A 23,531-nucleotide genomic window follows, 5' to 3' on the forward strand; every position below is an offset into this window, starting at 1 on the left:
AAGCGCTGTTATGCTTCGAATGACGGACCGAAGTGACCTCGAGCCGATGGCACCTGAAGCTAGACAAATAGAAAAGCTGAAGGTGCCCGCTTATCGGCGACCAGCACTGGAGGGCCGACATAAGAAGCGCTGTTATGCTTCGAATGACGGACCGAAGTGACCTCGAGCCGATGGCACCTGAAGCTAGACAAATAGAAAAGCGCCAGGTGCCCGGTGGAGAGCACTAAAACAAAAAAAGCTTTGGCCTCTTCGGCCAAAGCTTCCACAAAGGATATGTAAAATAAACACAACCTTAAAAGGGGAAAAGGTTGTGTCCTCATAATCCTTCGTAGTCAGGCCATTTATGGTAGCCTGGTAGAAACTTTCAAGCCATATCCTTGAAAATATACGACAAAATTATACTTTTTCGACTAGTATGGTAACCAATTTTAGCAGGGGGCTATAGCCTCGTCAATCATTTTCTTTTAGAGTGTTATTGTTTTAAAGTATAGAATCTTCAGTGTCTTTTTGTGAGCGTGAGGGAACGCACAGTTTTTCATAGAGAGCGGTGCTATAGTGGGGAAGTGGAATATTTTATCTCTAAGGGGTTGACCAAATGAATGATCAATTAGTTATCGGAGGAAAAGAACTTTCTAGCCGATTGTTTATTGGGACGGGTAAATATTATAGTGACGAGGTAATTCCTGAAGTTATCAACCGATCGAAAAGTGAGGTTATTACGGTAGCTGTTCGACGTGTTGACTTGAATCGTTCTGAACAGCATGTCATGAAATACATACCGAAGGAGATGACGTTACTTCCTAATACGTCTGGAGCCAGAACAGCGGAAGAGGCGGTTAGGATTGCACGTTTAGCTCGTGCTGCTGGGATGGGGAACTGGATTAAGATTGAAGTCATCTCAGATCAAAAGTATCTTCTCCCTGATAATGAAGAGACGATCAAGGCGACAGAGCAATTAGCTGCAGAAGGATTTGTTGTTTTACCTTATATGAGTCCAGACTTAATGGCGGCAAAAAAGCTTGAAGAAGCAGGTGCAGCGGCAGTGATGCCACTAGGAGCACCAATTGGAACAAATCGCGGTTTGCAAACGAAAGAATTAATTAAACTACTAATCTCTGAAAGTAAAGTGCCAATTATTATTGATGCAGGTATCGGAAAACCTTCAGAAGCCGCTGAAGCTATGGAATTAGGTGCAGCGGCTGTTCTTGTTAATACTGCGATTGCCGCTGCAAAGGATCCGGTTGCAATGGCTGAGGCGTTTGCACAAGCGGTCGAGGCAGGACGAACGGCGTATCGCACCGGTATGGCGACAAAGTCAGAAACAGCAAATGCATCTTCGCCATTAACTAGTTTTTTAGACTCGATATAAGAGGAGAAACCAATGAGAAGGGAAGGGAAAGTGTGAGTTTTTATCTGATTTACAAACAGCTAAAAGACGTACCGATTGAAACTTATATGCAAAGTGTTTCAGAAGCTGATGTTCGTGTGGTACTAACGAAGCAGGAACTGAATCAAGAGGATTTGCTTGCCTTGTTATCACCAGCAGCTGAACGTATCCTAGAGGAAATAGCAGAGCAAGCTCATCGTTTAACTGTACAGCACTTTGGCAAAACGATTCAATTGTTCAATCCACTTTATGTCTCAGATTATTGTGTTAATCATTGTACGTATTGTAGTTTTAGTGTTACGAATGAATTTGAAAGGAAAATTTTAACGGAAGAAGAGATTGAAGTAGAGGCACAAACACTTCGAGCAACAGGGATTGAACATGTGTTGCTCTTAACCGGTGAATCGAAGCAGCATACACCTGTTTCCTATTTAAAAGATTGCGTTAAAATCTTAAGAAAATATTTTTCATCGATTGCGATTGAAGTCAATCCGCTTGATACCGAAGAGTATGAAGAGCTCTTTGCAGCAGGTGTTGACGGGGTTACTGTTTATCAGGAAACTTACAATGAAGATATTTACAAGCAATATCATGTTAAAGGACCAAAACGAAACTACTTGTACCGTCTTGATACGCCGGAACGGGCATGTGAGGCAGGAATGCGCTCGGTTAACATTGGTGCTTTACTTGGCCTAGATGACTGGCGTAAAGAAGTATTTCTGATGGCGATGCACGCTCAATATTTGCAAACGACGTACCTCGGTACAGAGATTAGTGTGAGTTTACCACGAATCCGACCAACGATTGGGGACTTTATTCCAACAACGGCGGTATACGACCGCTATCTTGTGCAATGTATGCTCGCATTACGCTTATTTTTACCTCGATCAGGGATTACATTGTCAACGAGAGAGTCCCCTGAATTAAGGGATCATTTACTACCTTTAGGGGTAACGAAAATGTCTGCAGGTGCTAGTACAGAAGTCGGCGGTTATTCACAAGATGATAAAGGCACCAACCAATTCGAGATCTCGGATGAACGTAATGTCAATGAGATTAGTGAAGCACTAATCCGTAAAGGGTACCAACCGATCTATAAAGATTGGGTTCATTTATAAACGAGAGAACAATCGTTCAGGCGATGTTAGAGAGTAGTCAGCCAATCGAGGGTAGCGGATCTTTTCTTTTCCGTTACCCTCATTTTTCTGCTTTACTGTCACGGTTGCTCGTATGGTAAAATCATAGCGAATAAAAGGATTGATAAGGTGTGTTTTTATAGATGAGATTTGTAAATAATGATTGGGCTGAGATTCTTGCTGAAGAATTTGAGCAGGAATATCTCCAAAGGTTAAGTGAACATTTGCGAAATGAATATCAAACAAAGACGATTTATCCTGCGTATGACGATGTTTTCCGTGCGTTTACACTAACGTCTTATCATGATACGAAGGTTGTCGTTTTAGGACAAGATCCTTATCACGGTGAAGGGCAGGCACATGGATTAAGTTTTTCAGTTCAGCATGGGGCGAAGCAACCGCCGTCGTTAAAAAATATCTTTAAAGAACTTGAAGCTGATCTTGGTGTCTCTATTCCAAGTCACGGTTCACTCGTTTCGTGGGCAAAGCAAGGGGTATTATTGTTAAATACGGTGTTAACGGTCGAAGAAGGAAAAGCCAATGCTCATAAAGGAATGGGTTGGGAGAGGTTTACAGATCAAGTGATTAAGAAGCTAAATGAGCGTAATCAACCCGTCGTTTTTCTCTTATGGGGTAAGCACGCTCAAGCAAAACAAGCGTTCATTACACATCATCCGATCATCACTTCGCCACATCCAAGCCCACTATCAGCTCGACGTGGCTTTTTTGGGAGCCGCCCGTTTTCTCGCGTCAATGAGTATCTCACTCAATCAGGAATAGAACCGATTGATTGGGGGAAGTTTGAGTGAGGAATCCTTACCGATCAGGTCGGGATCGTTGAAAGCGAGCTAACGATATCGGTATAATGAAAGAGTACTATGACAAAAGGGGGCTTTCTTTTGATAAACAAGATGAGTGACGATACAACATTACATAACGGTGTAAAAATGCCATGGCTAGGCCTCGGTGTGTATAAAGCAGAGGAAGGAAATGAAGTTGAACGAGCGGTGAAGACAGCGATTGAAGCTGGCTATCGTAGCATTGATACGGCTTCATTTTATTTTAATGAAAGTGGTGTTGGTAACGCCGTTAAAGATGTTGAAGTACCTAGAGAAGAATTGTTTATTACGACGAAGGTTTGGAATGACGATCAAGGCTATGAAGAAACATTGGCAGCCTTTGAAGAAAGCCGTAAGAAGCTCGACCTCGATTACATTGACCTCTACTTAATTCATTGGCCGGTAGCAGGAAAGTTTAAAGATACGTGGCGAGCACTAGAGAAATTATATAAAGATGGTCTTGTGAAGGCAATTGGGGTTAGTAATTTTCAAATTCATCACCTTAAAGACTTAATGGAAACTGCAGAAATTAAACCGATGGTCAATCAAGTTGAATTTCATCCACTTCTTACTCAAAAAGAACTGCTGAACTATTGTAAGCAAGAGAACATTCAGCTTGAGGCGTGGCGTCCATTAACACGTGGTGAACTGTTTGATGACCCAACAGTTGTTGAATTAAGTAAGAAATATGGAAAATCACCTGCACAAGTGATGTTACGTTGGAACTTAGAGCATGGTGTTGTGACGATTCCAAAATCTGTAACTGAAAAGCGAATTGTTGAGAATGCCGATATTTTTGATTTTGAACTAGAACAAGCTGATGTTGAAAAGCTTGATCAGTTAAATCAAAACAAACGTCTTGGTCCAGATCCTGATAACTTTGACTTTTAATTGTATAGCAAAAAAGCACACCTCACGTTGTGGAGGTGTGCTTTTTTGGGATCGCTAGGCTAAGGTAGGCTCCTTCATTGTTTAGGTGTGAGTGAGGATTTGCTTGGTATTGTGTCTGTTCATTAGGAGATGATAAGCATAACTATTATTTCATAATGGAGGCGCTGATGAGACGTTTTGCAAAGCCTACAGTCGTCGTAAGTAAATGCTTAGAGTTTGAAGCGTGCCGCTATAATGGTGATAAGATTACCAATGCAACCATCTGTGATCTCAAGCCATATGTTGAGTTTATTCCTGTTTGTCCTGAAGTAGAAATTGGTTTATCCATCCCACGTGAGACGATTCGCCTCGTCGATAAAGAAGGCAAAAATCATTTACTTCAGCCATCAACAGGTGAAGATCTAACCGAGTCGATGAGCGAATTTAGTGAGGAGTTTTTGAATAACGTCGGCTCTGTCGACGGTTTTATTTTAAAGAGCCGTTCACCTACTTGCGGGATAAAAGATGCGCGCGTTTATAAAGGAATTGAAAAGGGACCGACGATTGGAAAAGCGAATGGGATATTTGCTGACCACGTGATGCAGCAGTTTGGCGGGGTGGCGATTGAAGATGAAGGCAGGTTAAATAATTTTACGATCCGAGAACGTTTTTTTATAAAATTATTTACATTAGCGGAGTTCCGTGATGTTAAGCAGTCACAGTCAATTGGTCAGCTTGAGCGGTTCCATCAGAAAAATTATTATTTATTTAAAGCGTTTCGCTCACCGTTACTGCAAAAGTTAGAAAGCTTAATCAAAACGTACGATCAGCAAGGTATATTTGCAGAATACGAACACTATTTAAAACCGATGTTTCAACGCATGGCTCGTTATGACTCGAACATAAATGTCTGCAACGAGATCGTTGAGCGTTTTCGTACGGAGCTTTCTAGCAATGAGTATCAGTTTTATCAGGAAATGATTGAAAAGTATCGGCAAAAGAAGATTCCTTTTAGCAGTGTTCAAGCAATCCTAAAAGCATGGGCAGTTCGATTTGAGGATCAATGGTTATTACAGCAAACCTATTTTGAACCATATCCAGAATCATTGCTGACAATCTCTGATTCAGGAAAAGGAAGAGATTATTAAGGGGGTCCCTAGGGGCCCCCGTTTTATGAACAGTGAAGAATACTCTGGTGAGTAGAGGTACAAAAAGCGTGTAAAGTTATCTGACAAATCAATAGATTCAGTATTTTGAGAATGTATAATGAAAGTAACAGAAGATGTTAGCTAACTTAACGCTAACGAAAAATGGAGAGGAGAGATTGATTTGGACTCAATATTTTTAATGAACAATGTTTGGATCATGATTTGTGCAGTACTCGTTTTATTAATGCAAGGGGGCTTCATCTTACTAGAAGCTGGGTCAACAAGAATGAAGAATGCCGGCCATATCGCTGGTAAAACAATCTTCACTGTTGGGATTGCGTCACTCGTATTCTGGGCAGTCGGTTATGGCTTTATTTACGGTGAAGGAAATGCTTTTATCGGTTTATCTGACTTCTTCTACGGTGATGCAAGTTCAACAGTCGATGGTCTTGCTGGATCGATTGATTTCTTTTTCCAGTTAGCGTTTGCGGCGATTGCCTTAACGGTTGCTTTTGGCGGTTTTGCTGAACGTGCGAAATTATCGGTTTATATCGTTTTTGCTGTTTTGTTCTCAGCACTTGTTTATCCTGTTGTCGCACATTGGATTTGGGGAGCGGGTTGGTTAGCTGATTTAGGGAAGCAAGACTTTGCTGGTTCGACCGTTGTCCACTTAACAGGAGCGATGGCAGCATTAGCAGCGACGATTTTACTTAAACCACGTATTGGAAAATACAACAGTGATGGCTCATCAAACAACCTTTACGGACATAACCAAGTGTATACGGCGTTAGGTGTACTTGTCCTTTGGGTCGGTTGGTTTGGTTTTAACGCTGGTAGTACGTTAGAAGTAGCAGATGCATTCTTTGGGTATGTCGCTTTAAATACACAATTAGCAGCAGCTGCTGGTGCTGTGGCAGCATTACTGATTGCTTGGGCGGCAACTGGAAAAGCAGATGTTCCAACGACATTAAATGGTGCACTAGCCGGGCTCGTTGCGATTACAGCATCATGTGCGTTCGTTGCACCGTGGGCAGCGGTTGTTATTGGCCTCATTGGTGGATTAATTGTATTCGCTAGTATGAAATTCTTTGATAAGGCAAAAATCGATGACCCAATCTTCGCTTTATCTGTCCATGGTGTTGCTGGGATTTGGGGAACGATTTCAACTGGATTCTTTGCTACTCCAGAATTAGCGGCAATGAATGGTGGTCTTCCGGGGCTGTTCTATGGTGGCGGCTTTACACAACTAGGTGTTCAAACGATTGGTGTTGCTGCTGGTGGTATCTACGCATTTATTGTATCAATGGTCATTCTAGTCGTCATGAAAAACGCCATGGGTGGCTTGCGTGTTACAGAGGAAGAAGAGATTATCGGTTTAGATATGAGTGAACATGGAAGCTACGGTTATCCAGAAAGCTTTGGTGGCGATTCACAAAAGCCTGGCGCATAAAGAAAGTGAGCAACAGGTGAGAAGGGAGTTCGACATTGAGTACCCAGTTAACGACATATCAATCAGTTCGAGAGTGGCGGGAGCAACAAATGAGAAGTGTCGCTAGAGACCACCATACATTAAATCAATTTCATGAGCAAGTGATTTATCAGGTCGTTCAAATGGCGCAGGTACGGATGGAAAGTGAGTGGGGCAAACCGCCTGCTCACTTTGCTTTCTTTGTGATGGGGAGTACGGCAAGGTTTGAACAATCGGTTTGGAGTGATCAGGATCATGGTCTTATTTATGAGGATGGTGCAGAACCAAGCTATTTCTTAACGTTAGGTGAAGAAATCTCACGAGGGCTCGAACAAGCGGGTTATGCACGGTGTGATGGAAAGGTGATGGCGTCTAACCGACTATGGTGCAAATCACAACATGAGTGGCATGAACAGCTCGAGAGATGGCTTGACGAAAGAAGTTGGGAGACGATTCGCCATTTCCTCACTTTTTTTGATTCTCGTGTCGTTTGTGGTGAAGAAGATTACCTAGATCAGCTGAAGGACGGTTTATTTTCATATATTGATAAACATCCGGCCGTGCTAAAAAGGTTGATTGAAAATACGAGTCATATTAAGAAAGCGGTAGGGGTGTTTGGTCAATTTTTAGTTGAGACGTCTGGGAAGTATAGTGGTTGTCTTCGCTTAAAAGAGACAGCATTTTTCCCTTATGTCAATGCGCTGCGATTATTAGCAATCTATGAACAGGTAACCGAGACGTCAACATTAACGCGGTTTACAATTCTAGCAAAAAAACATCAAAAAGTTGCTCCTTATGAACGTGACTTTAAGAACCTGCTAGCGCTTCGTCTACGGTTTCAAGCAAATCAAACCGATTATGATTCGGTACATTATTTAGACATGAAGAAATTATCGAGAGCGGATAAAAAGCAATTGAAAGCAATTATAAAACATGGTCGAAAGCTCTTTATGAATGCGAAGGAAATCGTAGAAAAAGGGTGTTAAACAAATGGTAATGAATCACATGGTTCAGCTTATGAAACAGTTGTCAGGTAAAGTTGGTTCTAGCATTTATAGCTCAGTCTCTAATCAAGGAAATCCCCATCATGTCTCATTTTTGCGACAAATGGAAAAAGAGGTCAAGCAGCAAAAAGACGTGCTTGAACAACCGCTTGATAAATTAAATGTCATCGTCTTTGACCTTGAAACGACAGGCTTCTATCCTGATCAGGGGGACAAAGTTTTATCGATTGGTGCGGTCAAGGTTAATGGTGATGTCATTGATGAATGTGACTGTTTTTATTCACTTGTACACGCAAATGTCAACGTTGATCCTAGAATTAGTGAACTAACAGGCATCACGACCGCTGATCTAAAAACGGCTCCTTCACTTCAGCAAGTGCTTGGTGAGTTTTATCGATATATTGAAGGACAAGTGCTTGTCGCTCATCATGCGAATCATGAAAAGAGCTTTATGCAGCATGCCACGTGGAGTGTACGTCGAAAGAACTTTCAGCACCGCATCATTGATACGTCATTTTTGACGCGGCTTTTTCAAACAAGTGAGCGCTTGGTGAGTTTAGATGAATGCTGTAGTTATTTTGGAATTGCAACAAACGGTAGACATCACGCCTTACATGATGCAAAAATGACAGCCGAACTTTGGCGGGCTAGTGTGAAAAAGGTTCAAGACCTAGGCTATCAAACATTAAATGATATTTATGTTCAATTAGCGAAAATGAGATAGAAGGTTAAGGTACGTTTTGTCAGATTTACTTTGTGAAGGAGGCGTGTTCATTGAGTCAGGACCTTCCGCGTCATATCGCCATTTTTCCGATTAGTGTCGTTCAAGAGCTTACGAATCTAACAGCTAGACAAATTCGATATTATGAAGAGCAAGGACTAATCAAACCAGCCCGAAACCAAGGGAATCAACGGATCTTCTCATTACATGATATTGAACGATTTATAGAAATTAAGGGCTTCATTGACCGCGGCGTCAATATCGCTGGAATTAAGGCAATGTTTGAATCAGAGTTACAAATAGAAAACCGTTTGCCTGCTGATGTCAAGACTAGTTATGTTCAAGTTTCAGACAAAACTATCAATGAATGGATGAAGATATTACGCCAAAGGTTGAAATGAGGGGTGGAGTTAGCCGTTGTATTCAGGTAAAAAGGTAGGACTGTTTTATAAGATTGGTGACTAATCTTTTAAGACAGTTCTATTTTTCATTTATCTAAAGCATTTATAGTTATTTTCGATCAGAAAACGTTATGGTATACTTTTTGCAAGTATGGATTATAAGGATTGTTCATTAGGGTAGATGCATGGTTGTTCTCTCGTTAAATGGGCCTTTTGAACACGTACGATATGCGATTTTCATAAGAAAGAAGGCGCTAGTGTGGACGAAAAAAGGACGACTCTTATTTATGATCGAAATCAATTAATAGCCAAATTGACATGGGTGTTTTTTACTATAACCGTTTTGACGAATGCTTTAGTTGACCCGCTTATTCTTGTGTATATTATCCCTGCAGGTCTGCTGACCTGTCTTGTAATGACAAGGGTTGCTAGAAAAGATCGAGTAACCGAAAATTCGATGTATGTTGCTGTTCTGACATTGTTTTTATTTTTCTTTTTTCTTATTCAAATTGAACCGATCTTATTAAATTTTATCTTTATCTGGTTTGCATTGCTGCTTAGTTCCATTTATCATCAAGACCGACCAATTCTTTTGGCTGGTTTTTTAACGGTTGCTTGTACGATTTATTTTTTTAGTTTTTATCAGGAGCAAATTTTCCCTAATAGCGATCCCGTTGATGTGATCTATTTCTCGTTATTTGGGCTATTTTTTACTGTCTTTTTAATTTATTCGAGCCGTTTTACGGAACGGCTTCGCGAACGAGCGGAACAAAAAGAAGCGAAGACATCAGATCAATTATGGGAAACAAGAGAGTATCTCGAGTCGTTTTTTAACCATATGACAGATGCAGTTGTAGTACATGATCGGCATGGAATGATTATGAAGGTTAACAAACGCTTCGAAGGAATGTATGGCTGGAAGGAAGATGAGATTGTTGGACAGCGGGTGCCGTTTATCAAAGAGGAGAGTGTTGATGAAATTTACCGCTTATGGTCTCGGTTAGACTCTGGGCAGTCTGATTATGAAATGAGTCATCATACGAAAACCGGTGAGCTGATTGATGTTAGCATGACAATATCGCCGATCCGCAATAAAAGCGGAGAGGTTGTAGCTTTGGCGACGATCGCTAAGGATTATACGGAGCGAAAGAAGACAGAAGAATTGCTGAGGCGTTCGGAAAAGCTTTCAGTTGTTGGTCAGCTCGCAGCGGGGGTTGCACATGAAATTCGAAATCCGCTAACCGTTGTCTCAGGATTTATCCAATTATTGCAGCAAAACCAAAAAATGTCTCCAGAACATTTTGAGATGATTGATTCTGAATTAAAAAGGGTAAATACGATTATCGGCGAATTTTTACTATTAGCGAAACCTAACGATGTGAAATTTGAATATAAAAGTATACTTCCGTTAGTTGAAGAAGTTGTAACATTATTAAATACGACGGCGGTTATGCAAAATATTAAAATCTTTTTAAGCTATGATGAACGAGTGCCGCATATCAAATGTGAACCAAACCAAATTAAGCAAGTGATTATCAATCTGTTGAAAAACGCGATCGAAGCGATGAAATTTGGGGGTTCGATTTATGTGTATGTTGGGAGCTATCATGATGACTATGTTAGAATTCGAGTAGTTGACCAAGGGGAAGGAATACCTGACGATAAAATGACGAAGCTCGGTGAGCCATTTTATACAACGAAAGATAAGGGAACAGGGTTAGGCTTAATGGTTAGTCATAAAATTATTGAAAATCACCACGGGCAACTTAGGTTTGTAAGCAAGCCTAATGAAGGGACGTCGGTTGATTTGTTGTTACCGAAGTCGACTCATGTTTCAACAACGGATGAGGTACAAATTAGTAAGTAGAAGGAGTGAGTCCATGAATATTTCGGCTAAAACAGTCGTATCTAAAATGGATCAACAAATGTCAATGTTAAAGGCACTTGTTAACGAAACACCGACGAAGGCTGAGAAAGTTCGAGAGCAAGCGAAGGTCATTAAAATGTATTGTGAGTTACTCACTGATGAAGCTGATGAGCAGCCGACTGTTGTTACTAACAAACCGAGCGAAGCTCCAAAGCAAGTAGCATCAGTTCAGCCGGTGCAGGCGGTTCAATCAACGAGTTTGACACCTACACAAGGGAATGAAGACGGAAACGATAACCTGTTAGAATTTTAACAAAAGTGGTGCTTGCTTTTCAGGTAACTGTGCCTTGTGTTATCCTATTTTTAACAGTAGAAACAGATAGAGTGGGGAGACGATCATGGCAAACTTATTTATCATGCTAGGAAGTATCGGTGCAGGGTTAGCAGTAGCGCTAGGAGCATTTGGAGCCCATGGATTAGAAGGAAAGCTAACGGAACGCTTTATGCAAAATTTCCAAACAGGCGTCCAGTATCAAATGTATCACTCACTTGGTTTACTAGCGATTGGCATATTAGCTAGTAAAGCAGCTAGTACGTCAATGTTCGTGTGGGCAGGCTGGTTAATGGTCGTTGGTATCATTTTATTTTCAGGAAGCTTGTACGTGTTAAGTTTAACAGGGATTACAAAACTTGGTGCGATCACACCATTAGGTGGAGTAGCCTTTATTGCTGGTTGGGTGTTGCTAGCGATTGCTGCAGTGAAATCATTGTAAGTCTTTTTAACGAAGAAACTGATAGAACGAAAAAGATGCTTCTCATAAACTGAGAAGCATCTTTTTGGTAACTAGCACCAACTGACAAAGTGGCTTAACGAGGTTGATATTGACTTAATTCTCCAGGTGCAAACCCATCAAATGGATATTCATATTCAATTTCTTCATCAAAGCTGACAAAGTCAAGGTATACCATAAGGAGTAAGTACCATCTGCCTGTTTCAGGATCACTAATGACGATATGGTCACGGCCTGCCTCTTCAAGACGTCCGACAAATACCCGTGATGTCCACTCTGGGTTATTTTCAAATGTCATGTGGACACGAACGATTTTACCTCGGTTGAGGCGCAAGATGTTTTCAATATAAGACTGTTCCATTGGAAGCATACCAGGTACATCTGGGAACCCAGGACTAGGTGCCGGTGGCATTGGTGGTACTTGTAATCCAGGTTGGAAACCTCCTGGGAATGGCTGTTGTGGCATCCCTGGCTGAAAACCTCCTGGAAATGGCTGTTGTGGCATCCCTGGTTGGAGACCCCCTGGGAATGGCTCTTGCGGCATCCCTGGCTGAAAACCTCCTGGAAATGGCTGTTGTGGCATCCCTGGCTGAAATCCCCCTGGAAATGGTTGTTGTGGCATCATCCCCGGTTGGAAACCTCCTGGGAACCCTGGGGATGGTTGTTGCGGCATCCCTGCAAATTGTTCCATTGGGTCCATATATGGCATCTCATTCGGGTCTGCATGTGGTTGTTGACCTGTTTGTTGTGGGTCTTGAGGGCTCCATTGATGTTGCATGAAATCACTCCTTAACTAAATTTTGTTCAATGAATTTAAAAAGTGCCGAAAACTGAAGGGCAATCATTGTGTATGGGTTGATAGAAGCAATGGAGCTTGTAACGCCCTGTGTTCCATTGCCCCCACCATTGAGCTGGACAACTCCCCTCAGGCCTAAAAAACCATAGTGAAAATTCAGCTGGTTGGAAGCGCTCACCATTGACAAGACGTCTAGCTAACCTAATTTCTTTATCGCGTGCCCGTTGATAAAAGTAACCTTTTTGCACTGCTTCAAAGCCACCTGGTGACTGAAAGGCCATTTGTGGAACAGTTCGAATATCTTCAAAGTCTAAACAGTTGGCCCTGACGCGGTTGACCATTGTGTTCCCTGCTAACAGCATCCCTTGAACGCCTTCCCCTTCAGCTTCAGCTCGAATCAATCGTGCCAAAACCTTCATATCTTCTTCTGAAGCTTTGATGACAGCCATCGCTTCACCTCCACAGTTGATAAAGAAGTACGAGTGAGTGTACTTCAGTGCTCTTGTTGTTTGGAAGACGATGTTTTAATTAATACGATGAACGAAAATGCTATCGTATGTAACAACAAATCATTTACATGAAGTCCTGTTGTTTTGTTGCAGTTAGTTCAACTATATGAACCTAGATTTTTAACTATGCCACTTTTATTAGAGTCTGTTTTAAAAAAGCGCCTCCCCTGTTTGAATGGACTTTAACATGATCCACTAGAAAAACGATGTAAAAAAGAGCGTGTTCTAAAGGTAGTTAACACCTTTTAGAACACGCCCTCGGGCCTTTATGCTTGTTATTTTTTTTATACGTGAAAGAATGCGGGAATGTTTTCTTCTGTTAAGATATTTCCAACGTAGAAGGAACCGAATTCTCCAAAACGAGCGGAAACTTCGTCGAAACGCATCTCATAGACAAGCTTTTTAAATTGGAGCACATCATCAGCGAATAACGTAACGCCCCATTCCCAATCATCAAAGCCGACAGAGCCAGTGATCACTTGTTTAACTTTTCCTGCATAGCTGCGACCAATCATGCCGTGACTTCTCATCATTGAACGTCGCTCATCCATCGAAAGCATGTACCAATTATCGTTTCCTTGGCGACGCTTGTCCATTGGATAGAAGCAGATGTGGTTTGCTTTTGGTAAAGTTGGTTTTAAACGTGCTTGAATCTGTGGATCATCTTCAGGGTTTGTACCATCTTTTGCAGGCATATAGTTACTAAGCTCAACGACTGAGACGTAAGAATATGTAGGAATTGTGAACTCAGCAAAACGAGTTTTATTAAACTCATTTTCAATGTCATTTAATTCTTCCATCGTTGGGCGTAGCAGCATCATCACTAGATCTGCTTTTTGTCCAACAATAGAGTATAACGCGTGACTGCCTTCTTTCTTTTCTTCTGTATTGTTCCATTTTTCAACTAATCCAAGGAATTCATTAAGGATCGATTGGCGCTCTTCACTAGAAAGTGTCTTCCATGCTGGCCAATTAATTGTACGGAAGTCATGCAGGCAATACCAGCCATCTAACGTTTTTGCTGCTTCACTCATGATTTATACACTCCTTAGTTATTAAAATTATCAGTTTTACGTTGTCGATACATGGTTAATCATACCATACTTCAAAGAATATATTCAAAACAGACGGTATGACGTTAACAAAAGGTGGTATCGTTGGCCCTGCATGATGCAAAACGGAATGGGACATGCTGAATAGAAGAGAGTGTGAGGTTAAAAAGCTGACTTCTAGATAAGAATCATTTGAATATTACCATTTTTAGTACATTGACAAATACGGTTTATTTTTGATTTCAAGAGGAGTATTCTAATGGTAAGATGACCCGATTATTAGGAGGATATATACATGAGTGATCTCTTTACTGAAATAAAAGCGAAGGTAAAACAAGACCGTCCAACGGTTGTGTTCCCCGAAGGCCTTGATGAGCGAATTTTAAAAGCAGCTCATCAATTGGCTACAGACGAAGTCGTCAAACCGATTTTAATTGGCAATCAAGAAGAAATTGCTGCAAAGGCAAAGGATTTAAATGTTTCATTAACGGGTATAGAAGTGATTAATCCGGCAAGCTATGAGCAATTCGATATGCTTGTACAATCATTTGTGGAACGTCGAAAAGGCAAGGAAACGGAAGAGTCAGCACGAGAAAAACTTCTTGACCCAAACTATTTTGGTACGATGCTCGTTCACGTTGATTTAGCAGATGGGTTAGTAAGTGGAGCAGTTCATTCGACGGGTGACACGGTTCGTCCGGCCTTACAAATCATTAAAACACAGCCAGGAATTAAGAAGACATCAGGTGTATTTGTGATGGTTAAGGATGAGCAAAAGTTTGTCTTTGGTGACTGTGCGATTAACATTTCGCCAAATGATGAAGAGTTAGCTGAAATCGCGATTGCGACAGCAGAAACGGCGAAAGTCTTTGATCTTGATCCAAAAGTTGCAATGTTAAGCTTCTCAACAAAAGGATCAGCGTCTTCAATTGAAACGAAAAAGGTTTCTGCGGCAACGAAAATTGCTCAGGAATCTCGCCCAGACTTAGTCATTGATGGTGAATTCCAATTTGATGCTGCGTTCGTACCAGCGGTTGCTCAGAAAAAGGCACCTGATTCGCCATTACGTGGTGAGGCCAATGTGTTTATCTTCCCGAGCTTAGAATCTGGGAACCTCGGCTATAAAATTGCACAACGCTTAGGCGGATATGAAGCAATAGGACCGATTTTACAAGGCTTAAATAAGCCAGTGAATGATTTATCACGTGGATGTAATGAACAAGATGTTTATAAGTTAGCTCTAATTACAGCGATGCAATCGATTCAAAATAAAGTGTTATCATAATAGATGAAGCAAAGGGCACTGAAAAAGTGGATTTCACACTATTTCAGTGCCCTCGTTTATTCCTCCAGTGCTTTTTCATTTCGTTTGAGGACGCGCTCGTAATGATGATCCAACACATTCATTTCATCAGCTGTTAGTTGTGATGGGAGTAGTTTAGCACCATGAGTGTTTAGGGTCGTCAGTAACTTGTACATAACGGATTGGATCGTCAGTTCCTCACCGAGTAATTCCGATAACGATGCCATTGTCTTTGGGGTAATCGTTGGGTAATCGAATTTTACCGGTTGACCTTGGACGGCAAGGTCATAAAATTTACCGATAAGAGCGGCGCGTTCAGAACCGCTGTTTGTGACACATAAGTAAATCTGTACGGCCACGCCACCGCGTATGCGGCGTTGGGAAATACCAGCAAATTTTTTACCACCAATACTTAAGTCATAACTGCCGGGGCAGTAGGAGCCAACGATTTCCTTTGCTTCAATTGTTATATCTTTATCTGCAAACATCGCTTGAATGAGAGCATACATGAGATCGTAGCCATGATTAATCGAAAACTTCTTTTCCTCTTTGACGATCAGTGACAGATTGAGAATGCCCTCATCAAGGACAACAGCGAGTCCGCCTGAATTGCGGACAATCGCGCGATAGCCGCTCTCACGTAAAAACTGAACACCTTCTTTGATCATTGGAAGACGGCTGTCTTGAATGCCGAGTACAATCGTCTGATGATGAACCCAGGCGCGAACAACAGCTTCGGAATCGCCGGTGCCAATGGAGGTGCATAACGTATCATCAATCGCAAATGATTGCAGCGCATCAAAGCCTGGTCCAAGCGTTGTTTGGTCAATGAAACGCCAAGGTTGTTTAAGTTGTTGTAGTGACATAATCGTTCCCTTGCCTTTGTCAAAAATTTTCGTTTGCTGTTAGCATTATATCATGTTTTGTCTTATTGTATTGCTGCTGATCCCGCACTTTACTTCTTACAGTCTCCCTTTATCGGAGCGAATGAGTACTTTTTTGTGTTTATGGGAAAGTTAATTTGCATATCAAAGGACAAACATTGTACAATGAAGGATAGTGAATAGAAACGAAAGGAATTGTTACCGATGGCAAACGAATTTAGAGTCTGTGATATTTGCCAAGCAACGAATATAAAAACATTGCTCCCACGCTTAAAGAAGCTTGATGCTGGCGCTGAAATTCATATTGGCTGTCAATCGTACTGTGGCCCTGGGCGGAAAAAAGCTTTTACGATGGTAAATAATCGCCCAATTACAGCACCAGACGAAGACCAGCTGATTGAGAAGATAGAAAAAAAGCTAAAAAAGTAAAGAAACATAAGTAATGTGAACAGTCGAGGCTATCCTAAGAATTTATCGGATAGTCTTTTTATTTTGTATAAAATATATTAAAATAATATATTAGAAAAAGTGTATACGCGTAGTCTATCATTCTTGCATAGCAAGTGAAAGAGAGGAGAAAAAAATGAAGTTAACGAAACAGATTATTATCGCGCTTATCTTAGGTATAATTGTCGGAATTGCGTTTCATTCATTTGCACCACAGGCGTTTGAAATCGTTGACACTTATATGTTGACGCCAGTTGGACAATTATTCTTGAAAATGATTACAATGCTGGTTGTTCCACTTGTGTTCTTCTCAATTATTTTAGGGACAGCGGGGATGAGTGATCCGAAAGTGCTCGGTCGGATCGGCGGGAAAACCATCCTTTATTATATTGTGACAACGGCGATTGCTCTTGTGATTGGATTAGCGGTTGCTCATGTGATTCAACCAGGACAAAGCGGTATTATGGCTGGGGATGTCCAGACAGAGACGTTCGAGGCAGAAGAGGCACCGCCAGTTATGGATACATTATTAAATATTATCCCGTCTAACCCAATTGACGCGCTTGCATCAGGGGAAATGCTGCAAATTATTGCTTTTGCGATCTTTGTTGGTTTTGCATTAGCTAGACTTGGTGAAAAGACGGAAGGAATCGTTAAGCTCGTTGAGCAAGGGAACGAGATTATGATGTTTTTAGTCACACTTGCGATGAAGCTAGCGCCTTATGGTGCGTTTGCGTTAATCGCTTCAGCACTTGGGAACCAAGGGACTGGTGCGTTACAGTCAATGGGGCTGTATATGATTTCAATTGTCATTGCATTAGTGCTTCATGCTGTTGTGACGTATGGAGGGGCGGTTGCTCTTCTTGGAAAGCAGAACCCACTGCAATTTTTCAAAAACTTCTTCCCAGCAATGACAGTCGCCTTTAGTACGTCGAGTAGTAGTGCAACATTACCGATTTCAATGCGTACGGCTCAAGAAAATTTAAAAGTTCCTAAGTCAGTATCAAGCTTTGTTCAGCCACTTGGAGCGACGATCAATATGGATGGAACGGCGATCATGCAAGCGGTAGCAACCGTTTTTATTGCTCAAGTCTATATGATCGACCTCTCTTTTGCAGATTTACTAACCGTTATTTTAACGGCAACACTTGCAAGTATTGGTACTGCTGGAGTGCCAGGTGTTGGGATCATTATGCTAACGATGGTGCTTACCTCTGTTGGCCTTCCGGTTGAAGGGGTTGCGTTAATTTTAGCCGTTGACCGTATCCTTGATATGACGCGAACAGCGATCAATATTACAGGTGATGCATCATGTGCTGTTGTTGTTGCTAAGTCTGAAGAAAAGCATTTGAAAGAAAACGAATAAACATTAATACAGTAACAATATGAAGGTGAAGGGACGAGTTGCGTCCCTTCATTTTTTATATTTAATGATCGTAAGACTTCTAGTATAATGAGAGTGATATGTAGAGAACGGAAGGTAACGAAGCGTACGAGAACGAAGTCTGAAGGGAGCGTCGTAATGTCATCTGCCTACGGTAAGTTAGAGGAAGAAAAAGTATTTAAAGATCCTGTCCACCGCTATATTCATGTACGAGATGAGTTAATTTGGGAATTAATAGGCACAAGAGAATTTCAGCGGTTACGGCGCATTCGTCAGCTCGGAACGACGTATTTGACGTTCCATGGTGCTGAGCATACCCGATTTAATCATTCACTCGGTGTGTATGAAATTGTGCGGCGTATTATTGAAGGGTTTGAAGGCCGGCCAGATTGGGATGAGAATGAGCGTCTGTTGTGTTTAACAGCTGCGCTTTTACATGATGTTGGGCATGGGCCATTTTCGCATTCATTTGAAAAAGTCTTCAATTTGGATCACGAGGACTGGACGAGAGAGATTATTTTAGGGAAGACTGAAATAAATAAAGTCTTGCGACGTGTTAGTGATTCTTTTGCAGAGAAGGTTGCTGATGTCATTGAGAAGACGTATTCAAATAAACTTGTCGTTAGTCTGATTTCGAGTCAGATCGATGCCGATCGCATGGATTACCTGCAGCGTGATGCGTATTATACAGGAGTAAGCTACGGCCATTTTGATATGGAGCGGATTTTGCGTGTCATGCGACCCTACGATGATCAAGTCGTGATCAAGGAGAGCGGTATGCATGCGGTTGAGGATTACATTATGAGCCGATATCAGATGTATTGGCAGGTGTATTTTCATCCGGTAACGAGAAGTGCTGAAGTGATTTTAAGCAAAATTTTAAAGCGGGCGAAAAATCTCTATAAGCAAGGCTACCGCTTCAAACAAGAACCGACGCATTTTTATTCATTTTTTAATGAAAAACCAAGCCTCGATGATTATTTGCGGCTAGATGAGTCGATAACCCTCTATTATTTCCAGATTTGGGAGGAAGAGGAGGATCGCATTTTACGTGATCTTTGTGGTAGATTTTTAACGAGAAAACTATTCAAATATGTCGAATTCAACCCGAATTTACAAATGAATGATTGGCCGATGTTACAGCAATTATTTATAGATGCAGATATTGATCCGGACTATTACTTAGTGATTGATTCATCATCGGATTTACCATACGACTTTTATCGACCAGGTGAAGAGGAAGAGCGGCTGCCGATTCATTTGTTAATGCCAAATGGGAAGCTTCGCGAACTCTCGCGTGAATCGGACGTTGTTGAAGCCATTTCAGGAAAGAAACGAACTGATCACAAGCTATACTTCCCCGAAGACGTGCTAGATGATCACACAGAACACGGTGAGGTGAAGCGCAAAATTAAGGAGATTTTAATGAAATAGGAGGTTTGCCGGTTTGCTTAAAGATCATGCAAAATTGATGGCGATGTTTGAACAGACAGGTGAAATTATTGGCCGTAAAAAGCTGCAAAAAATTATCTATATCGCCAAAAAGATGAATGTTCCCTTTCATGAGCGATATAACTTTCATATGTTTGGTCCTTACTCTGAGGAACTGACGTTGCGGATTGAAGAGCTTTGTAATCTCGGATTTTTAGATGAAGTCAAGGAAAAGAAAAGCGGCTATTACCAGTATCGCTACAGTTTAACTAACGAAGGTGAGAAGTTTTTAAAGTTATATGATTTTGACCTACCGAAAATGGATGACTTGACTTGCGCGATGAATCAGTGCAGCTCCCGATTTCTTGAGCTCGTTTCAACGATTCTTTACTTTGATGATCTCCCAAAAGACGAGGTAAAGGAAAAAGTAATGACATTGAAACGAAAACAGAATTACACGGATGATGACATTGATGAAGCGTATGACTATATTGAGCAGTTGCAGCAAACGGTTGTTCACTAATAAGTGGACAAGCTAAAACAAAGGGGCTGTCCTTAAGTAACATCACCTTCCTAATGAGGTGAGCAGTCACTTATCGGACAGCCCCTTTGCTAAGTGTGTGCTTAGTGGGAAAAAGCAAATTTATTTCAGTAGGAAAATCCTAATGAAGTAACGTGAGTTTACATATCGCTAATACGTGTGCCTGCGACCCCATAATGAGTTTTTGGCATTTCTTCAATGATGACCTGAACTTTTTCTTTTGGGGCATCGACAGTATCTGATACAGCATTTGTCACTTTTTCAACTAATGCACGCTTTTGGTCATCATTACGACCTTCGAGCATTTTTACAGTAACGATAGGCATGAGGCTTCTCTCCTTTTTGTACATTCCTTAGATAAAGTGTGTGTATTCTTTTCTGTTAAACATACTATTCGAGAAGTTTAGGCAAAATCCTGCAAAAACATACAACAAAGTTAAAAAATTTGTTCAGTTGATGAGAACGTGAACAGTGGTGAAAAGGTAAGGCTGAAATTGGAAATGGATCGGTATTATCGTGTACAATTTAACTAAATGTGCGTATTCAAAAAGGAGGACAAAAAGAACCGAGTAGTTCGAGGCGGCGTAGCTAGGAGCAGTGGAGCGTATGTTTTTAATACGTGAGCAGTGCACGAGCAAGCCAACGAAGAAACTCGACGGTGATTTTTACCGGACTTTTTGAATATCCTCTAAATGATAATTAGGGAAGGAATGATGAGACATGGATCTCTTTAATGATGATAAGAAAAAGAAAAAAGGATCAGGCTTTAATATTTTAAGTGGAGACTCTACGTCTGGACATGGTGGGTATGGTACTGGGGTATTAAGTCTTGATAACATATCTCCTGTGATTGTTGATCCTGAAGATAACGATGCGTATGTAGATATGGGGGCCCTTCATGCAAGATCTGCAGTTGAGAAACGGATCAAATTCCTCCCCAATCGTGATGAAGTCCCAAATGGCCGCCTATATTGGCTCGTCTGGGTCACGATTGAACATAAGGGAGATGGCGCTTACTATGCAGGAGTGACTGCTTGTGAAATGACAGTGGATATTGAGATACGACGTGGCTATAAGAGTTTACCTGAACACGTAAATAAGATGGATAAGTCATTGAAACGTCATATAATGGTTGATCATATGGATGATCACTCGAAGAAGCTATTAGCGACATTTTTGAAAGAACACAACCAAGACATGTGGGAGCGTTCCGCTGAGCAGTTAAAGCAAGATCTATTAGGGTAAGGATACGTTTGTCAATACCTTGATTTTATGAAGTTTGAATAATTTGTGAATGATAAATGTTTCACTTGAGCTTTTTAAAAAATAAAAGTAAACTAACTATAGTGTAAACACATTATACTAGGACATAAAAAGGCGCAAACAAGAGCTGATCTCTGTTTGCGCCTTTTTACTTGCTTCATTCTCTATTGAAACCACTTGATAATTCGGTCTAAAAACTTCTCCTTTTCTTCTTCTTCATCGGTCGGTTCTGCATCATTGTGATCTTCTATATGCTCAGTACAATATTCAGTTGGTTCAGTTCCTGTTATAAAGGACATTTCTCGTTGCACCGGACATGATTCGGTTGCTAATAGTCCATTGCTTGGATTAACAGTGACCGTCGTGACGTCACTTGGCTTGCGGAACGGAATCTTTAATTGGTCAGCTAAGGCATCTTCAATAAAGTTCGCCCAAATCTTTTTGGCGTGTTGGCCTTCGGTAGAGTGGTGAATACTTTGACCTTGGTCATAGCCAATCCAAACGCCGGCAACGAGCTGTGGTGTGTAACCAATCATCCAACTATCAGTCGACGTTGACCCTGATTTGCCTGCAACCGGACGATTGATAAGGTGGGCAATTGATTGGCCTGTAACTGATGTATAGTCATTTAGCGATGTATCAAACATTCCTGTCATTAAGTCGGTCATGACATAGGCGAGCTCAGGCTTAAGTACTTGCTCCATGATTGGTTCTTGCTCATAGAGAACTTCGCCGTCTTGGTCAACGACCTTTTTGATAAAGCGTGGCTCTACTTTGATACCGCCATTAGCAAATGGGCTATAGCTGTTGACAATTTCTAGGACGCCGACAGGCATTGTACCGAGTGCCAGTGATGGAATGTCAGCAAGTGGACTTGTGATGCCCATTCTTTCAGCCGTCTCGACGAGGTATTCGGTCCCTAAGAAGATGTTTGTTTTTACAGCATATATATTATCTGAAAAGGCGATCGCTTGTGCCATCGTAATAAAATCATCAGCATAGTTATCAGCAAAGTTGCCAGGCGAGTATTCTTTGCGCCCGTCATCATAATTAAATGTTGTCGGCTCACTTTTTAACGTTGAAGCTGGAGTGAATCCTTGTTCAAGAGCTGCATAGTAGAGAAATGGCTTAAACGTTGATCCTGGCATCCGTTTCGCTTGTGTGGCACGGTTGAACGGGCTTTCTTGATAATCACGGCCACCAACAAGTGCACGGACATCACCATTTCGTGGATCAATCGCAACTAAGGCTGTTTGTAACTCAGATTCATCACCAATTTCGCGTTTAACCCATTGTTCGGCTTTGGATTGCATGTCTGCATCTAACGTCGTATAAATGTGCAAGCCCCCAGATTCAATCAGTTCGGGGTCAATATCAAGCTCGTTAATGAGTTGTTGGCGGACGGCATCTTGGAAATAGGCACCGGTCTGAGCAGTTTGACTTTCATGTTCTTCAGAGAAATCAAACGTCTGACGCTTTGCCTGTTCAGCCTCTTCCTGACCAATGAAATTCGTTGTTACCATCGCGTTGAGGATCGTCTCTTGGCGTCCTTTTGCACGGTCAAAGTGTTGCAAAGGTGAGTAATAGGTTGGTCCTTTCGGGATACCGGCAAGTAAACTAGCCTCCGCTAAGCTGAGCTCAGATGCGGATTTGTTGAAATAGTGATGGGCTGCAGCCTCAATCCCGTAGGCACCGTGCCCATAATAGATCGTATTTAAATAGCCTTCCAAAATTTCCTTCTTCGTATAGTTTACTTCTAGTTTTAGTGCATAAAGCGCTTCATTGATTTTTCGTTGCCATGTTTTATCATGACCTAAATATAGATTACGTGCATATTGTTGTGTGATCGTACTTGCCCCTTGCGCAAACGAACCGCTTTGGATGTTTGCCAGTGCAGCTGCGCCGATCCGCACAAAATCAAAGCCGTGGTGTTCATAAAATTTACGGTCTTCGATTGCAATGGTTGCTTCAATGACTTCGGGGGCGATTTCGTCTAAGCTGACCCAATAGCGGTTTTGGCCTTGATGACTTTCGCCGATTATTGTATTGTCGTTTCCGTAAATCACTGATGTTTGTGGGACGTGTAACGGTGGCGGCCCTTGGATTTTAATGTAGGAAAGTAAACCGATGATAACCGCCATTGCGAGTATACTTAAGACGAGAACTGCTCGAAAAAAACGTCTAAACCATTTCCATGTTTGTTTAAAGCGATGATTTGTGATGACTTCCACGCTAGGCACCTCTTATTCTCATCATTTTTAAAAGATACTTTCTAGCTTAGGTAAGTCT

The 23,531-nt window shown here is 41.4% G+C and carries 24 protein-coding genes and 1 riboswitch; of the genes, 18 read left to right on the plus strand and 6 right to left on the minus strand.

What is annotated here, in order from left to right:
• Nucleotides 1–309: 309 nt before the first annotated feature.
• Nucleotides 310–411, minus strand: a riboswitch (purine riboswitch).
• A gap of 184 nt (nt 412–595) precedes the next feature.
• From KH400_RS04315 to KH400_RS04370, 12 genes are all read left to right on the plus strand, one after another.
• Complete coding sequence (locus KH400_RS04315) at nt 596–1,369, plus strand: thiazole synthase (RefSeq protein ID WP_217222260.1); 774 nt, start codon at nt 596–598, stop codon at nt 1,367–1,369.
• 32 nt (nt 1,370–1,401) lie between these two features.
• Nucleotides 1,402–2,505, plus strand: a complete 1,104-nt coding sequence (gene thiH, locus KH400_RS04320; protein WP_217222262.1) for a 2-iminoacetate synthase ThiH — start codon at nt 1,402–1,404, stop codon at nt 2,503–2,505.
• A gap of 161 nt (nt 2,506–2,666) precedes the next feature.
• Nucleotides 2,667–3,332 carry a uracil-DNA glycosylase gene (locus KH400_RS04325; RefSeq protein WP_217222264.1) on the plus strand — a complete coding sequence of 222 codons (666 nt, stop codon included), beginning with the start codon at nt 2,667–2,669 and terminating at the stop codon, nt 3,330–3,332.
• A gap of 102 nt (nt 3,333–3,434) precedes the next feature.
• Nucleotides 3,435–4,253, plus strand: coding sequence for an aldo/keto reductase (locus KH400_RS04330; protein WP_217222650.1), 819 nt, complete (start codon nt 3,435–3,437; stop codon nt 4,251–4,253).
• 167 nt (nt 4,254–4,420) lie between these two features.
• Nucleotides 4,421–5,380 carry a YbgA family protein gene (locus tag KH400_RS04335; RefSeq protein ID WP_217222266.1) on the plus strand — a complete coding sequence of 320 codons (960 nt, stop codon included), beginning with the start codon at nt 4,421–4,423 and terminating at the stop codon, nt 5,378–5,380.
• Nucleotides 5,381–5,561: 181 nt separating this feature from the next.
• Nucleotides 5,562–6,830, plus strand: coding sequence for an ammonium transporter (locus tag KH400_RS04340; RefSeq protein WP_217222268.1), 1,269 nt, complete (start codon nt 5,562–5,564; stop codon nt 6,828–6,830).
• Between the two features lie 35 nt (nt 6,831–6,865).
• On the plus strand, nt 6,866–7,834 hold the full coding sequence (locus KH400_RS04345; protein ID WP_246589368.1) for a DUF294 nucleotidyltransferase-like domain-containing protein: 969 nt from the start codon (nt 6,866–6,868) through the stop codon (nt 7,832–7,834).
• Nucleotides 7,835–7,838: 4 nt separating this feature from the next.
• Nucleotides 7,839–8,576: an exonuclease domain-containing protein gene (locus tag KH400_RS04350; RefSeq protein WP_246589369.1), complete on the plus strand. Its 738-nt coding sequence runs from the start codon at nt 7,839–7,841 to the stop codon at nt 8,574–8,576.
• A 50-nt stretch (nt 8,577–8,626) separates the two neighbouring features.
• A complete protein-coding gene (locus tag KH400_RS25250; protein WP_217222270.1) occupies nt 8,627–8,974 on the plus strand; it encodes a MerR family transcriptional regulator in 348 nt (115 codons plus the stop codon).
• Between the two features lie 259 nt (nt 8,975–9,233).
• Nucleotides 9,234–10,841: an ATP-binding protein gene (locus KH400_RS23965; RefSeq protein WP_217222271.1), complete on the plus strand. Its 1,608-nt coding sequence runs from the start codon at nt 9,234–9,236 to the stop codon at nt 10,839–10,841.
• A gap of 13 nt (nt 10,842–10,854) precedes the next feature.
• Nucleotides 10,855–11,154: a DUF5327 family protein gene (locus tag KH400_RS04365; RefSeq protein ID WP_217222274.1), complete on the plus strand. Its 300-nt coding sequence runs from the start codon at nt 10,855–10,857 to the stop codon at nt 11,152–11,154.
• An 85-nt stretch (nt 11,155–11,239) separates the two neighbouring features.
• The gene (locus KH400_RS04370) at nt 11,240–11,614 is read left to right on the plus strand and encodes a DUF423 domain-containing protein (RefSeq protein WP_217222275.1); all 375 of its coding nucleotides are present in this window, start codon (nt 11,240–11,242) and stop codon (nt 11,612–11,614) included.
• Nucleotides 11,615–11,708: 94 nt separating this feature from the next.
• Here KH400_RS04370 and gerQ read toward each other — a convergent pair whose 3' ends face one another.
• The 3 genes from gerQ to hemQ all read right to left on the minus strand — a co-directional run bounded on the left by gerQ (nt 11,709) and on the right by hemQ (nt 13,971).
• Nucleotides 11,709–12,410, minus strand: coding sequence for a spore coat protein GerQ (gene gerQ, locus KH400_RS04375; RefSeq protein ID WP_312889026.1), 702 nt, complete (start codon nt 12,408–12,410; stop codon nt 11,709–11,711).
• 35 nt (nt 12,411–12,445) lie between these two features.
• Nucleotides 12,446–12,877 (minus strand): cell wall hydrolase, encoded by a 432-nt coding sequence (locus KH400_RS04380; protein WP_217222277.1) that lies wholly within the window; start codon nt 12,875–12,877, stop codon nt 12,446–12,448.
• 344 nt (nt 12,878–13,221) lie between these two features.
• Nucleotides 13,222–13,971: a hydrogen peroxide-dependent heme synthase gene (gene hemQ / locus KH400_RS04385; RefSeq protein ID WP_217222279.1), complete on the minus strand. Its 750-nt coding sequence runs from the start codon at nt 13,969–13,971 to the stop codon at nt 13,222–13,224.
• Nucleotides 13,972–14,284: 313 nt separating this feature from the next.
• Here hemQ and pta point away from each other — a divergent pair, with 313 nt between their 5' ends.
• Nucleotides 14,285–15,274: a phosphate acetyltransferase gene (gene pta / locus KH400_RS04390; protein WP_217222281.1), complete on the plus strand. Its 990-nt coding sequence runs from the start codon at nt 14,285–14,287 to the stop codon at nt 15,272–15,274.
• A 56-nt stretch (nt 15,275–15,330) separates the two neighbouring features.
• Here pta and lipL read toward each other — a convergent pair whose 3' ends face one another.
• The gene (lipL, locus tag KH400_RS04395) at nt 15,331–16,158 is read right to left on the minus strand and encodes an octanoyl-[GcvH]:protein N-octanoyltransferase (protein ID WP_217222283.1); all 828 of its coding nucleotides are present in this window, start codon (nt 16,156–16,158) and stop codon (nt 15,331–15,333) included.
• Nucleotides 16,159–16,380: 222 nt separating this feature from the next.
• On the opposite strand from lipL, the gene KH400_RS04400 reads away from it, so the two are divergent.
• From KH400_RS04400 to KH400_RS04415, 4 genes are all read left to right on the plus strand, one after another.
• Nucleotides 16,381–16,605: a YuzB family protein gene (locus KH400_RS04400; RefSeq protein WP_217222286.1), complete on the plus strand. Its 225-nt coding sequence runs from the start codon at nt 16,381–16,383 to the stop codon at nt 16,603–16,605.
• Nucleotides 16,606–16,759: 154 nt separating this feature from the next.
• The gene (locus tag KH400_RS04405) at nt 16,760–17,989 is read left to right on the plus strand and encodes a dicarboxylate/amino acid:cation symporter (protein ID WP_217222288.1); all 1,230 of its coding nucleotides are present in this window, start codon (nt 16,760–16,762) and stop codon (nt 17,987–17,989) included.
• A gap of 156 nt (nt 17,990–18,145) precedes the next feature.
• Nucleotides 18,146–19,441: an HD domain-containing protein gene (locus KH400_RS04410; protein WP_217222290.1), complete on the plus strand. Its 1,296-nt coding sequence runs from the start codon at nt 18,146–18,148 to the stop codon at nt 19,439–19,441.
• A gap of 13 nt (nt 19,442–19,454) precedes the next feature.
• The gene (locus KH400_RS04415; RefSeq protein WP_217222292.1) at nt 19,455–19,961 is read left to right on the plus strand and encodes a YwgA family protein; all 507 of its coding nucleotides are present in this window, start codon (nt 19,455–19,457) and stop codon (nt 19,959–19,961) included.
• A gap of 158 nt (nt 19,962–20,119) precedes the next feature.
• Here KH400_RS04415 and thmT read toward each other — a convergent pair whose 3' ends face one another.
• Entirely contained in the window at nt 20,120–20,305 is a 186-nt protein-coding gene (gene thmT / locus KH400_RS04420; RefSeq protein WP_217222294.1) for a 2-hydroxymuconate tautomerase, read from the minus strand.
• A gap of 394 nt (nt 20,306–20,699) precedes the next feature.
• Here thmT and KH400_RS04425 point away from each other — a divergent pair, with 394 nt between their 5' ends.
• Nucleotides 20,700–21,224: a YwhD family protein gene (locus KH400_RS04425; RefSeq protein ID WP_217222296.1), complete on the plus strand. Its 525-nt coding sequence runs from the start codon at nt 20,700–20,702 to the stop codon at nt 21,222–21,224.
• A 182-nt stretch (nt 21,225–21,406) separates the two neighbouring features.
• Here KH400_RS04425 and KH400_RS04430 read toward each other — a convergent pair whose 3' ends face one another.
• Nucleotides 21,407–23,473: a transglycosylase domain-containing protein gene (locus KH400_RS04430; RefSeq protein ID WP_217222298.1), complete on the minus strand. Its 2,067-nt coding sequence runs from the start codon at nt 23,471–23,473 to the stop codon at nt 21,407–21,409.
• Nucleotides 23,474–23,531: the final 58 nt, after the last annotated feature.

Origin of the sequence: Desertibacillus haloalkaliphilus (assembly GCF_019039105.1) — a bacterium.
Classification (GTDB): Bacteria; Bacillota; Bacilli; order Bacillales; family KJ1-10-99; genus Desertibacillus; species Desertibacillus haloalkaliphilus.